This is a genomic window from Mesorhizobium sp. M1163, from assembly GCF_040318415.1.
GTDB lineage: Bacteria > Pseudomonadota > Alphaproteobacteria > Rhizobiales > Rhizobiaceae > Mesorhizobium.
Genome location: NZ_JAMYMF010000011.1, coordinates 22,635 through 34,366, shown reverse-complemented (window position 1 = coordinate 34,366; position 11,732 = coordinate 22,635). Strand labels below are relative to the sequence as shown.

Annotated in this window: 13 protein-coding genes and 2 pseudogenes; 7 read left to right on the top strand and 8 right to left on the bottom strand. The window is 63.0% G+C overall.

What is annotated here, in order from left to right; translation table 11 throughout:
- The first annotated feature begins 31 nt into the window (after positions 1-31).
- Positions 32-604 (top strand): DUF3299 domain-containing protein, encoded by a 573-nt coding sequence (locus NKH43_RS12775; RefSeq protein WP_023717643.1) that lies wholly within the window; start codon positions 32-34, stop codon positions 602-604.
- 11 nt (positions 605-615) lie between these two features.
- Here the strand turns inward: NKH43_RS12775 and NKH43_RS12770 are convergent, their stop codons facing one another.
- The 4 genes and pseudogenes from NKH43_RS12770 to NKH43_RS12755 all read right to left on the bottom strand — a co-directional run bounded on the left by NKH43_RS12770 (position 616) and on the right by NKH43_RS12755 (position 3,217).
- Positions 616-1,107, bottom strand: a complete 492-nt coding sequence (locus NKH43_RS12770) for an Lrp/AsnC family transcriptional regulator (protein WP_006333679.1) — start codon at positions 1,105-1,107, stop codon at positions 616-618.
- Between the two features lie 203 nt (positions 1,108-1,310).
- Positions 1,311-2,002: pseudogene (locus NKH43_RS12765) on the bottom strand (uracil-DNA glycosylase family protein).
- On the bottom strand, positions 1,942-2,553 hold the full coding sequence (locus NKH43_RS12760; RefSeq protein ID WP_023717645.1) for a glutathione S-transferase: 612 nt from the start codon (positions 2,551-2,553) through the stop codon (positions 1,942-1,944). The pseudogene NKH43_RS12765 and the gene NKH43_RS12760 overlap by 61 nt, the downstream one beginning before the upstream one ends.
- A gap of 40 nt (positions 2,554-2,593) precedes the next feature.
- A complete protein-coding gene (locus tag NKH43_RS12755; protein ID WP_352858480.1) occupies positions 2,594-3,217 on the bottom strand; it encodes a thermonuclease family protein in 624 nt (207 codons plus the stop codon).
- A gap of 75 nt (positions 3,218-3,292) precedes the next feature.
- Between NKH43_RS12755 and NKH43_RS12750 the strand changes: the two genes are divergently transcribed.
- A complete protein-coding gene (locus tag NKH43_RS12750) occupies positions 3,293-4,807 on the top strand; it encodes a sensor histidine kinase (RefSeq protein WP_352858477.1) in 1,515 nt (504 codons plus the stop codon).
- Positions 4,808-4,811: 4 nt separating this feature from the next.
- On the opposite strand, the gene NKH43_RS12745 is transcribed toward NKH43_RS12750, so the two are convergent.
- Positions 4,812-5,810: a nicotinate-nucleotide--dimethylbenzimidazole phosphoribosyltransferase gene (locus tag NKH43_RS12745; RefSeq protein WP_352858607.1), complete on the bottom strand. Its 999-nt coding sequence runs from the start codon at positions 5,808-5,810 to the stop codon at positions 4,812-4,814.
- 174 nt (positions 5,811-5,984) lie between these two features.
- On the opposite strand from NKH43_RS12745, the gene NKH43_RS12740 reads away from it, so the two are divergent.
- Together NKH43_RS12740 and NKH43_RS12735 are read left to right on the top strand one after the other, a co-directional pair.
- Complete coding sequence (locus NKH43_RS12740) at positions 5,985-6,218, top strand: DUF1289 domain-containing protein (RefSeq protein WP_031193575.1); 234 nt, start codon at positions 5,985-5,987, stop codon at positions 6,216-6,218.
- Between the two features lie 13 nt (positions 6,219-6,231).
- Positions 6,232-6,936, top strand: coding sequence for a TIGR02281 family clan AA aspartic protease (locus NKH43_RS12735; RefSeq protein WP_352482604.1), 705 nt, complete (start codon positions 6,232-6,234; stop codon positions 6,934-6,936).
- A 9-nt stretch (positions 6,937-6,945) separates the two neighbouring features.
- On the opposite strand, the gene dusA is transcribed toward NKH43_RS12735, so the two are convergent.
- Positions 6,946-7,923 carry a tRNA dihydrouridine(20/20a) synthase DusA gene (dusA, locus tag NKH43_RS12730; RefSeq protein WP_352815341.1) on the bottom strand — a complete coding sequence of 326 codons (978 nt, stop codon included), beginning with the start codon at positions 7,921-7,923 and terminating at the stop codon, positions 6,946-6,948.
- A 119-nt stretch (positions 7,924-8,042) separates the two neighbouring features.
- Here dusA and NKH43_RS12725 point away from each other — a divergent pair, with 119 nt between their 5' ends.
- Positions 8,043-8,324: a pyocin activator PrtN family protein gene (locus NKH43_RS12725; RefSeq protein ID WP_352858473.1), complete on the top strand. Its 282-nt coding sequence runs from the start codon at positions 8,043-8,045 to the stop codon at positions 8,322-8,324.
- Positions 8,325-8,339: 15 nt separating this feature from the next.
- On the opposite strand, the pseudogene NKH43_RS12720 reads toward NKH43_RS12725, so the two are convergent.
- Positions 8,340-8,444 (bottom strand): annotated as a pseudogene (locus NKH43_RS12720) (alpha/beta hydrolase); the annotation flags it as partial.
- Between the two features lie 45 nt (positions 8,445-8,489).
- Complete coding sequence (locus NKH43_RS12715) at positions 8,490-8,894, bottom strand: MerR family transcriptional regulator (protein ID WP_352858470.1); 405 nt, start codon at positions 8,892-8,894, stop codon at positions 8,490-8,492.
- A 283-nt stretch (positions 8,895-9,177) separates the two neighbouring features.
- Between NKH43_RS12715 and NKH43_RS12710 the strand changes: the two genes are divergently transcribed.
- Both NKH43_RS12710 and NKH43_RS12705 read left to right on the top strand, forming a co-directional pair.
- Positions 9,178-9,543 (top strand): hypothetical protein, encoded by a 366-nt coding sequence (locus NKH43_RS12710; protein ID WP_352858467.1) that lies wholly within the window; start codon positions 9,178-9,180, stop codon positions 9,541-9,543.
- A 58-nt stretch (positions 9,544-9,601) separates the two neighbouring features.
- Positions 9,602-11,731, top strand: a complete 2,130-nt coding sequence (locus NKH43_RS12705) for a heavy metal translocating P-type ATPase (protein ID WP_352858464.1) — start codon at positions 9,602-9,604, stop codon at positions 11,729-11,731.
- Position 11,732 lies beyond the last annotated feature (1 nt).

Below are 11,732 nucleotides of genomic sequence, written 5' to 3'. Positions count from 1 at the left end.
CCGCAGATCAAGGCTCAACAGCGGAGCAGCGATGAGCAACCGTTTTAAATCAGGCGCGGTCTTGGCGACTGCCTTGTTGGCGTCCGCCATCGCGGCAAGCGCTTCCGCTGGGACCATGCACATTTTCTGGAAGGATCTGCGCCCAGCGACCCAGGCAGCCGCCGAAAGCGTCGGACTGCCAATGATCGCGGCCAAAATGCCGGATCATGGCGAAACGCTCTCTCACGATTTGCAGGACCAGACCGTGCAGCTCGCGGGCTACGCACTGCCGGTCGATCGCGACGGTGATCTCGTCTATCAATTCCTGCTGGTGCCCTGGACAGGGGCCTGCAGCCATATGCCGACGCCGCCGCCCAACCAGATCGTCCTCGTTACGCCTGCGCAGCCCTACCGGATGTCCGAGGCCTACCAGCCGGTTTCGATAACTGGCGCACTAGAGCCAGGCATGGAGAAGAGCCAGCTTTTCATCCTTGACGGCGTCAGTGTCATCCAGTCGGGCTACACTGTGCGCAAGGCCGAGGTGGTCAACGTCGACACCGTGCCGGACACGATCACGCTGCCGGTCAACTCGCCCTGGACTTTCCTCAACAAAAAGAAGAACTAAGCAGAAGAATCTCAAGCGGCGTTGGCGCCGGACTCCTTGTCGAGCACCATGTAATCCAGCGGCATCTCGGTGGTGTATTTGATCTGCTCCATGGCGAAGGAAGACGACACGTCGCGGATCTCGATCTTGGCGATCAGCCGCTTGTAGAAGGCGTCGTAGGCGGCGATGTCGGGCACCACGACGCGCAAGAGATAGTCGACATCGCCGCTCATGCGGTAGAATTCGACCACTTCGGGAAATTCCTGGATGACCTCCGAAAAGCGCCGCAGCCATTCATGGCTGTGCGAATTGGTGCGGATCGACACAAACACCGTGACCCGCACATTGACCTTTTCATGGTCGAGGATGGCGACGCGCCGCTTGATGACGCCCTCTTCCTCGAGCTTCTGGATGCGCCGCCAGCACGGCGTCGTCGACAGGCCGACCTTCTTGGCGACGTCGGCGACCGCAAGCGTCGCATCCTCCTGCAGGAGGCGGAGGATTTTTCTATCGAGGCGGTCCATTGGGTGCTCCCCCTGATGCAAGTCGTCCAAAGTGCGCAGCGGCTTTGGCACAACGATATGCATAAAAACAAGAATTTAAAGCGCGTCCCCTCATGCGCTGCGCGCTTCGAGGAATAGATTACCATATTCCCTCTTGTCATGGCCTTTTACAAGAAAGAAATTCTGTCGGATAGCGCGAAAGCGAGTGATTTCTTGCTGAATGCCTAGCCGATGCGATAGCGGATTTCCGATCTTAGAAATGGCAGCAAATCCATTTCAAACCATGGATTGCGCTTCAGCCAGCCGGTGTTGCGCCAGGACGGGTGCGGCAGCGGCAGGACTTTCGGGTCAGTCGGTGCCGCCCAGATGGCGCGCCAGTCCAAGACTGTTTCTGTCAGCGAGGGACGGCGCGCCGCGCCCATATGCCAGCTTTGCGCGTAGATGCCGATCGTCAGCACCAGATCGACTTGCGGCATCAGCGCCATCAGCGATACGCGCCAGGCCGGCGCACATTCGCGGCGCGGCGGCAGGTCGGCGCCCTTGGCGTCCTGACCCGGAAAGCAAAAGCCCATCGGCACAATGGCAAATTTGTCCGTGTCATAGAATTCCTCGCTGCCGACGCCGAGCCAGCTTCGCAGCCGGTCGCCGGAGGCGTCGGTGAACGGCATGCCTGACACGTGGACCTTGGTACCCGGCGCCTGGCTGGCGATCAGGATGCGGGCGCTCGAAGATGGCCTGAGCACCGGACGCGGCTGGTGCGGCAATGGCCTGCCGGCCGGCTTATCGACGCAGATGCGGCAGGCGCGTACCCTCGCTGCCAAGGCTTCCAACTCTTCGCTCATTCGGAACTCATTGTCAGGCGGCGGCACTCGGCCGGCTTGAGATTGCCCGATACCAGCGCAGCACGTTGGTGCACTCTTCGGGTACCTTGATGCGAGCCGGCTTCATGAAGTCGATGGCGACCAGCCCGGTGATGTCGGCGATCGAATAGGTATCGCCGGCGACGAATTCCCTGCCGGCGAGCTCAGTGTCCAGAAATCTCAGGAATTCGATCGCCTTCGGCTTGTTGGCCTCGCCCCATTCGGGGATTTGCGGGATCTCCCATTCCCTCATTGCGGGATGGATATGCCGGAACGCCGCGGAGACGCAGCCGAACAGATTGAACTCCACGCGCCTTTGCCACATCTCGACGATTGCCTTGCCCAGCGCACCACGCCCGAACAAAGCCGGCTCGGGGTGCAGTTCCTCGAAGTAACGGCAGATTGCGACGGACTCGGTGATGATGGTGCCATCGTCGAGTTCGAGCACCGGCAGACGCTTCAGCGGATTGCGCGAGCTGACCGGCTGCTCTTTGTGCTCCAGCGCACCCATGTCGACCGGCACCAGCGGAACTTCAACTCCCTTTTCAGCCAGGAAAATCCGAACCCGACGTGGATTGGGCGCGCGCCCGCCGTCGAACAGCTTCATCTCTATCCTCCTCGTCCGTACGACGAATTATAGGCGCAGCTCACCAGAAGCGAAAAATCTCCCGCAGGGCGTCGCCGATCGACGCCAAGGTCCCGTGTTTTCTTTCGACCAGCTCGTGCCCGTGGCTCTCGCGCCAGTTCTTCGGCTCGTCGAAAGTTCCGGCCCAGATGCCGGCCTTGCCTGCGCGCGCAGCGGCTTCCTCGGTCTCGAAGTCGCCAAAGGCGACCGCCCAGCCGGCCTCGACCTGAGCGCGGTTGAGATCCTTGCCGCCGACCTTGCAATTGCCGAGCAGCCTGCCGTAGCGGTCGCGCTGCCAGCCGCTGCAGGAAACCGCTTTGCCGGCAATCAACCGCACCAGGGACTGCCGCGCGAGCTTGCCGCAGGGATAGTCGGCACCGTCCTTGCGGCAGATCTGCGAATATTCCGGCGCATCGATGCCACGCATGCGGACACGCTCGCTGCCGAGGGTGATGCTATCGCCGTCATTGACAATCGCCGCGCCCTCCGTCTTGCGCGTCTCCACCCGGTCGAGGCGCGCCGCCAGGAGGATCAGCAGGCCAAGCACGATGAGCGTCAGCCCATAGTCCATCAGCCTGCGCCACAGGCTTCGCGGACGCGGCGCATAGTATCGCTGGCGCGGCCATCGCGACCACGAACGGCTCATATGGCAAACCGTTGGTTAATCATTCGAACGTAGCTTAACGATTTGAAATTGCTGCCCGCGTAAATTGAAGACTTCATGCCCCTGCAACGCTCGACCACGGCGGACAAGTTTATTGTGGACCGCAGGAAACGCCATCGCAACAGCGATGTCGCGCGCGCGGTGCGCAAGACGCGCGACCGTCTTTCGCAGCAAGCCGGAAATCCCGACTTCGACCGCGAGCTGTTGAAGCTCCACGCGCTGTCGATGACCGGCGGCGTGATCGTCATCCCGCTGCTCGTTCTGGCAACGGCCGCCGCAGGCTTGCTCGCGGGCATCGGCAAGGAGATCGGCGTCTGGGCGCTGTTCACATTCATCTGCTATACCATCGTTGCATTCATGGCGAGACGCGTCACGCAAGCGTCCGAGCTCAACCCGCTGGAAACGCATAGGGATTTCCTGATCGGCCATTTTCTTTGCGGGCTTGGCTGGGCCTGGTTCGCATGGCTCGGCTGCGAAACTTGCCAAATCGATCAGTTCCAGGTCGCCAAGGCGGTGGTGCTGCTGCTCGCCATGTCGGCAACCGCGATCCTGGCATCGTCCCTGCGCGGTGCGCTGTTGGCGACCTTCGCCCTCCCGGTCGCCATCTATGCCTATGCCAGTGCGAAACTATGGCTGCCCGTCGAAGTGATCATGGCAGGTTTGCTGATCGCTTCGCTGCCTTTCTTCGCCTATGTGGCGCGCCAGCTCAACCGTTCCTCGCTGATGCTGCTGTCGTTCCGCTCCGAAAAGGATGCGCTGATCGCCGAACTGGAGACGGCGAAATCGATGTCGGACGAGGCACGGCGGCGGGCGGAAGACGCAAATCTGGCGAAATCACGTTTCCTGGCCTCGATGAGTCACGAACTGCGCACGCCGCTCAACGCCATTCTCGGCTTTTCCGAAGTGATGGCCAACGAGGTGCTCGGCCCGATGAGCAACCCGACCTATCGCGACTATGCCCGCGACGTGCATGACTCCGGACAGCATCTGCTCGACCTGATCAACGAAATCCTCGACTTGTCGCGCATCGAAGCGGGTCGCTACCAGCTCAATGAGGAGCCGATGATGCTGCTCTCCGTCGTCGAGGATTGCTGCCACATGATGGAGCTGAAGGCGCGCAACAAGGACATCCGCATCGTCCAGGATTTCGAAAACGCCTTGCCGCGCCTGTTCGCCGACGAACGCGCGGTGCGGCAGATTGCGCTCAACCTCTTGTCCAATGCCATCAAGTTCACCGCCACCGGCGGCGAAATCCGCGTGCGCGTCGGCTGGACGGCGGGCGGCGGGCAATATCTCTCCGTCAAGGACAATGGGCCGGGCATACCGGAAGACGAGATCCCGATCGTACTCTCGGCCTTCGGCCAGGGCTCGATCGCCATCAAGAGCGCCGAACAGGGCACCGGGCTTGGCCTGCCGATCGTGCAGGGCCTGCTGGCCATGCATGGCGGCGAATTCCAGCTCCATTCCAGGCTACGCGAAGGCACCGAGGCGATCGCCATCTTCCCGCTAAGCCGGGTGATGGAGGAACTGCCGGCGCTGCCGACCAAGGCGGTTGCTTCGCGCCGGCGCTGAATGCTTAACCGCGGACCGCGGCTGCCATGCCGGAGCTGGTCAGCGCGGCCGCCTTGACCAGTCCAGCGGCAAGAGCCGCCCCTACCCCCTCGCCCTGGCTGACGCCCAGATCGAGCAGCGCGCGAAGGCCGAGGCGCTCGGCGGCCTTGGCATGGCCCGGCTCCGGCGACAGGCTGGCGAGGAGACAATGATCGAGCGCGGCGGGATTGGCGGCATATAGGGCGGCAGCGGCCGCGGTCACCGCGAACCCATCGAGCAGCACCGGGATCTTCTGCATCCGCGCCGCCAGAATGGCGCCGCAGATCGCTGCGAATTCCCGTCCACCGACCCGGCGCAGCGCTTCCAGCGGGTCCTTGAGGCTCGCGCCGTGAAACGCGATCGCGGCATCGACTACCTCCGCCTTGCGCCTCTGCATCGCCGCGTCGGCCCCTGATCCAGGGCCGACCCAGTCGGCGCCGGTGCCTCCGAACAGTGCCGTGCAAAGGGCCGCGGCGACAGTCGAATTGCCGACGCCGAGGTCGCCAAGGCAAAGCAGGTCGGTGCCGCCGGCAATCGCTTCCATGCCGAAGGCCATGGTGGCGGCGCAACCGCGCTCGTCCAGTGCCGCGTCCTCGGTGATGTCGGCTGTCGGAATGTGCAGAGCCAGATCGAACACCTTCAAGCCGAGATCGTTGGCGATGCAGATCTGGTTGATCGCTGCACCGCCGGCGGCGCATAGCTCGACCGCATTTGCCGTGGCAGCGGCGGGGCGCGGTGAAACGCCGTGGCGGGTGACGCCATGATTGCCGGCAAAGATCGCCACCAATGGCCGCGTCACCGCCGGTGGCGCGCGGCCGCTCCAGCCGGCGAGCCAGGCGGCGACGTCCTCGATGCGGCCGAGCGAGCCTTTGGGCTTGTCTGCCTTGGCAAACAGCTGGCGCACGCGGGCTCCGGCCGCCATATCTGCCGGTGGCAGGCTCATCAGGAGTTCGCGAAAATCGTCGAAAGGCAGCGCGCTGGTCATGTCGATGGCGATCGTCCCTGTGAATTGGTGAGCGGCATAGCCGCCTTGGCCAGCCGGCACAACCTCGGCGTAACTTGGCGGTATTGACGCGAAAGCACTTGTTGGCGGCGCACCCCGGAGGGCTTGCATTGACTTTGTCGTTGCACCATGTGGAGGCTAGCCAAGGAAATCCTCATGACGGCCATTGAATCCCCGTGCATCCTGGTCTGCTCGATCGACATGAAAACCGGTTTCTGTTTCGGTTGCGGGCGCACGCGCGAGGAAATCGCCGCCTGGATCGACATGACCCCGCAAACCCGCCGCAGCGTCATGGCCGAGCTGCCGGCAAGGCTGGAAACGGTCGAGCGACGCCCCCGCCGGGAAACCCGTCGCAGCCGCATGGCACGCGAACGCGACGCCCTCTCGTGAACCGGCCGCAGAGATGAACCGACTGTTGTGGATTCTGATCGTCGCGATCGGGGCGGGTGTGCTCCTGCTCATGCTCAACGATTCCGCCGGCAGCACGTTCGGCATTGAGAATTACGATTTCAGCCAGCTGATCTGGCTTGGCGCTTTAGCGGCGCTCGTCGGCGCCGGCCTGCTCAGATCGGGCAGGCCGTTAGGCACCATGGCCCGCAGCCTCGGCGCCTGGGGTGCCATCGTGCTGGCGCTGATCGCCGGCTACCAGTACCGCTATGAGTTGCAGGATTTCGCCAGCCGCGTCACCGCCGGCTTTGTTCCCGGCAGTCCGCTGGCACTGGGCGTGGACGAAGGCCATGCCACCGTCACCCTGGACAAGGCCGGCAATGGCCATTTCGAAGCGCGTGTCACGATCAACGGGACGCCGATCCTGACGGTTGTCGATACCGGCGCGACCAGCACCGTGCTGACCGCCGAGGACGCACTGGCGGTCGGGTTCAATTCGGCGGCTCTCCGCTTCACCATACCGATCTCTACCGCCAACGGCATGACACGCGCCGCCGCCGTAAAAACCGATGAGCTGTCGATCGGCGGCATCGTGCGCAAGGACATGCCCATCATGATCGCCGCACCCGGCACGCTCGGCCAGAGCCTGCTCGGCATGAATTTCATCGGCTCGCTATCGGGCTTCGACGTCCGTGGCGATCGCATGATTTTGCGGGATTAACTTCTTTCCTCAGGCCGCCTCTGCGGTCCTGCCGAAATCGACTTCTGCGAAAGCCGCCTTGAGCACCTGCGGTCCGGCACCCGGCTTTGTCGCCTCGGTGGAAAGGATCTGCCGATAGCGGCGTGCACCGGGCAGGCCGTGAAACAGCCCGACCATGTGCCGGGTGACATGCCCGAGGCGTCCACCCTGCTCGATATGGCGTGCCGCGTAATCCGCCATGGCATCGATCAGCGCGGCAAAATCGAACGGCTCAGCCGTGCCGCCGTAAAACGCGGCATCGATGCCGGTCAGTATCCCGGGCGTGTGATAGGCGGCGCGGCCGAGCATAGCGCCATCGACATGGTCGAGATGCCTCAGCGCCTCTGCAAGAGATTGAATGCCGCCATTGATGCCGATGAATTTGTTTTGTTTTCTGGCTTTCAGCCGATAGACGCGGCCATAGTCGAGCGGTGGGACGTCGCGATTTTCTTTTGGGCTCAGACCTTCCAGCCAGGCCTTGCGGGCGTGCACCCACAGCGCGTCGGCGCCGGCCGCGAAAACACCGTCGGCCAAGGCATCGAGTGCCGGTTCCGGATCCTGCTCGTCGACGCCGATGCGGCACTTGACGGTAACCGGTATTTTCACCGCCGCCTTCATCGCAGCGACGCAATCCGCGACGAGCACCGGCGTCTTCATCAGGCAGGCGCCGAACGTGCCCGACTGGACGCGGTCGGACGGACAGCCGACATTGAGGTTGATTTCATCATAGCCGAAGGCTTCGCCGATGCGCGCCGCCTCGGCCAGCTTTCCCGGATCGGCGCCGCCGAGCTGCAGCGCCACCGGATGTTCGCTGTCGTCGAAGCCGAGCAGCCGCTCGCGTGCGCCGTGGATGACCGCATCTGCCACCACCATCTCGGTGTAGAGCAGCGCCTCGCGCGTCAATTGGTGATGGAAGAACCGGCAGTGCCGGTCCGTCCAGTCCATCATCGGTGCAATGGCGAATTTCATATATTTTTCAATCATTTATCTACAGTTTTTAAACCACACTGAGATTGGACAGACTGACATTGCCGCCCTCTGTGATATGTGACCCATTTCATTCTAATTTTTCAAAGCGGAACCCATCAATGTCACTCAACACCGCTTTTCTGCTCATGGCACAATACAATGGTAAGGCCATCATTCCGCTCGATGAGGTCCGTCGCGATTTCTTTTCGCACCTGACGGTCCCGAAATTTCTTCGCAAGCTCAGTTCAGGCGACATTGCCCTGCCGCTCATGCGAATAGAAACAAGTCAGAAATGTGCCAAGGGTGTCCATTTGCAGGATTTGGCAGACTATATTGATAGGCGCAGACAGGTGGCCCAAAGAGAGTTTTCCCAGATGGGCGGTTGGAAAATGCAGATGTAGCGCGCAGCCTTGACGGCTGTGGTTGGTGGCGCTGAGATAACCGCCGGAGCACTCGAAGTCGCGCTCGATGAAGGCTTTGGTCTCGGCTTTGTCGAACGAGTGTGCCGTTCCCGCAATCAGGCCAGATCTTTACTCCGGCGACGATGATCTCTACCCCCGTTGTCTCTACCCCGGCGACAAGGACTCGACAATCCGGCAATCGGCGACCACGCCGCAGCCGCACTGGTCAATCATGCGGTCGAGCTCGAGCTTGAGCGCCGTCAAGTCGCGAATCTTGCGCTCGACCTCAGCGCGATGCTCCTTGGCGATCGCGTCGACTGCCGCGCAGGATTGGTGCCGGTCGTCGGAGAGCGTCAGTAGGGTGCGGATCTGGTCCAAGGAGAAGCCAAGGTCGCGTGCTCGTCGGATGAAGCTCAGACGGTTGAGATGCGCTCTGTCATAGGACCGATAATTGCCCTCGGTTCGCGCCGGGGCTGGCAAAAGCCCGGACTTTTCATAGAAGCGAACCGTTTCCACCTTGGTGCCGGTCTCGCGGGCTAGGTGGCCGATGGTCAGTGCGCGCGCATTCATGACTTGACCCTGTACTCGCTACAGACAGTAATCCTTGCCTTTAAGCCGCAAAAGGCACGGCTGTCGAGACAGGGAATGCGATGCGCAAGCGCAATCACGTGATCGCCTTCGCCATCCTTTACACCCTCGTTATCGTCGTCATCGGATATGTCCTGCTCGGTGCAGTGGCAGCGGGACTGTTCACTCTTGGCTTCGTGGGCGGCCTGGTCATCTGGCTGGCGATGCCGGAGCGGCGACCTTTGCCGACATTCGCGTACCCTATTTCATCACGCTCGGCTTCTTCGTGCTGCACAAGATCGAGGAGCGCGAGTTGGACTTCTTCCCCGCGCTTTCGCAACTCGCCGGGGTTCCTGTCCCGGAAGCTGGCTCGTCGCTTGCCGTATTGCTCTATGTGCTCGCCGCCGGGTGGCTCCTGGTCCCGCTGCTGATGCCACGACGGTACTCGTTCGGCTACTATCTCGCCTGGACCTTCTTCACGTCGATGGGCGTTATCGAGCTAGCGCATTTCGTATTCCCTCTCTTCATGGACGGCCCCTACGGCTACTTCCCCGGGCATGGTAAGCGTCATGCCGCTCGCCTCTGCCGCCTGGTGGGGTCTTTATCGGATGACATTTGCCGCTGCGACCAAGTCGGCGAAATGAGCCATTGACCCTATAGTGACTACAGGGACTAGGTATGATGTCACAGCGAAGAATCGAGGTTACACGATGGCTGCTGCAAGCTCGCTCAAACTGCAGATCGAAGGCATGGACTGCGCGGCCTGTGCGCTGAAGATCGAAACCGCCGTGGCGCGGCTGCCCGGCGTCAGCGACATCAATGTCAGCTACGCAGGAGGGACGCTGGCGCTGAATGTCGATCCGGACAGGACTTCGCAACGCACGATCGAGGAGAAGATCAGGGCGCTGGGATACCGGCCCGCCGGCTCCGCGCCGCAAGCCAGGCCGGCCCTGCCGACGAAGCGCGTGCGGGAGCCGTGGTGGCAGGCAACAAAGGCACGTCTGGTGTTCATGACGGGCGCGTTGTTTGCGGCGGCCTTTGTCGCAAGTTTCTTCCTGCCCGAATGGGATACGTGGCTGTATGCCACCGCGGCGCTCATCAGCGTCGTGCCCTTCGCGCGCCGCGCCGTTGCAGGCGCGCTGGCGGGCTCACCTTTCTCCATCGAGACGCTCATGGCGGTCGCGGCCCTCGGCGCCGTCGCCATCGGCGAGGCCGAGGAGGCCGCCGTCGTCATCTTCCTGTTCGCGGTCGGCGAGCTTTTGGAGACGGTTGCGGCGGGGCGCGCGCGCGCCGGCATCGAGGCGCTGATCGATCTCGTACCGCGCACCGCCTTGCGGCGAGCCTCAACGGGAGTGACTGAAACAGTTGCGGTCGAAGCGCTTGCCATCGATGACCGAGTTGTAGTGCGGCCCGGCGACCGGATCCCGTCCGACGGCGTAGTCGAGGAAGGTTCTTCCGAGGTCAACGAGGCCCCCGTAACGGGCGAGTCCATGCCGATCCTGAAGGAGCCTGGCGCCAAGGTCTATGCCGGCTCGATCAACGCCAATGGCGAGCTATGCGTCAGGATCACCCACGTCGCCGCAGACAACACCATCGCGCGCATCATCCACATGGTCGAGGAGGCGCAAGAATCGAAAGCCCCGACGGCGCGAATGATCGACCGCTTCTCGCGCTGGTACACACCCGCCGCCATGGCCGTCGCGGCGCTGATCATGGTCGTGCCCCCGCTCGCCTTCGGCGGCGACTGGATGACATGGATTTACCGCGGCCTCGCGACCCTGCTCATCGCCTGCCCCTGTGCCCTCGTCATCTCGACCCCGGCAGCGATTGCGTCGGGTCTCGCCGCCGGCGCGCGCCAGGGCCTGCTCATAAAAGGTGGCGCAGCGCTCGAAACGCTCGGCAAGGTAATCACCATCGCCTTCGACAAGACGGGCACGCTGACGCGCGGCCATCCGAAGGTGACCGACGTGATCGCACTGTCGGGCTCCGACGACGATGTGCTCGCCAGGGCCGCCGCCGTCGAGCGCAATGTCAGCCATCCGCTGGGCGTCGCAATCGTCGAAGCGGCGAAGGAACGAGCGCTGGAACTTCCGGCAACCTTCGGCGGCGGCATCGCGGTTCCCGGCAAGGCCGTCACTGCGCGGCTTAAATCCGGCTTCGCCTCGGTCGGCTCGCCGCGCCATGCAGCAGAAGGGACCGAAATTCCCGCTGACGTGCGCGACCGAGTTCTCGCGCTTGAGAGCGAAGGCAAAACGGTCGTCGTCCTGATGGCTGGCAAGAAGATCGAGGGACTGATCGCGCTGCGCGACGAACCTCGTGACGATGCGGCGGAAGGCGTTCGTCGGCTGAAGGCCCGCGGCGTGAACATCCTCATGCTATCGGGTGACAACCAGCGCACGGCGAGCGCCATCGCGGCCGGGCTCGGCCTTGAAGCCAGGGGCGAACTCCTGCCGGATGCCAAGCTCGCCGAGATCGGCAGGCTTAAGCAAGCAGGCCCGATCGCCATGGTTGGCGACGGCATAAACGACGCGCCCGCGCTCGCCGCCGCCTCCGTCGGCATCGCCATGGGCGGGGGAACCGACGTCGCGCTGGAAACCGCCGACGCCGCGCTGCTGCGCGACCGCGTGGAAGGCGTTGCCGACCTCATCGCGCTCTCGCAGGCGACGCTTGGCAACATCTGGCAGAACATCGCCCTGGCGCTCGCGCTTAAGGCCGTTTTCCTCGCAACCACGCTGTTCGGCGTGACCACACTCTGGATGGCCATCCTCGCCGACACCGGCGCGACCGTGCTCGTCACAGCGAACGCGCTTCGCCTGCTCGCCTATCAGCCGCCGAAATAAC

What these genes read in the sequence shown, in the direction of transcription:
- NKH43_RS12775 (WP_023717643.1), top strand. Translation starts at nt 32, where the DNA reads ATGAGCAACCGTTTTAAATCAGGCGCGGTCTTGGCGACTGCCTTGTTG.
- NKH43_RS12770 (WP_006333679.1), bottom strand. Translation starts at nt 1,107, where the DNA reads ATGGACCGCCTCGATAGAAAAATCCTCCGCCTCCTGCAGGAGGATGCG.
- NKH43_RS12760 (WP_023717645.1), bottom strand. Translation starts at nt 2,553, where the DNA reads ATGAAGCTGTTCGACGGCGGGCGCGCGCCCAATCCACGTCGGGTTCGG.
- NKH43_RS12755 (WP_352858480.1), bottom strand. Translation starts at nt 3,217, where the DNA reads ATGAGCCGTTCGTGGTCGCGATGGCCGCGCCAGCGATACTATGCGCCG.
- NKH43_RS12750 (WP_352858477.1), top strand. Translation starts at nt 3,293, where the DNA reads ATGCCCCTGCAACGCTCGACCACGGCGGACAAGTTTATTGTGGACCGC.
- NKH43_RS12745 (WP_352858607.1), bottom strand. Translation starts at nt 5,810, where the DNA reads ATGACCAGCGCGCTGCCTTTCGACGATTTTCGCGAACTCCTGATGAGC.
- NKH43_RS12740 (WP_031193575.1), top strand. Translation starts at nt 5,985, where the DNA reads ATGACGGCCATTGAATCCCCGTGCATCCTGGTCTGCTCGATCGACATG.
- NKH43_RS12735 (WP_352482604.1), top strand. Translation starts at nt 6,232, where the DNA reads ATGAACCGACTGTTGTGGATTCTGATCGTCGCGATCGGGGCGGGTGTG.
- dusA (WP_352815341.1), bottom strand. Translation starts at nt 7,923, where the DNA reads ATGAAATTCGCCATTGCACCGATGATGGACTGGACGGACCGGCACTGC.
- NKH43_RS12725 (WP_352858473.1), top strand. Translation starts at nt 8,043, where the DNA reads ATGTCACTCAACACCGCTTTTCTGCTCATGGCACAATACAATGGTAAG.
- NKH43_RS12715 (WP_352858470.1), bottom strand. Translation starts at nt 8,894, where the DNA reads ATGAATGCGCGCGCACTGACCATCGGCCACCTAGCCCGCGAGACCGGC.
- NKH43_RS12705 (WP_352858464.1), top strand. Translation starts at nt 9,602, where the DNA reads ATGGCTGCTGCAAGCTCGCTCAAACTGCAGATCGAAGGCATGGACTGC.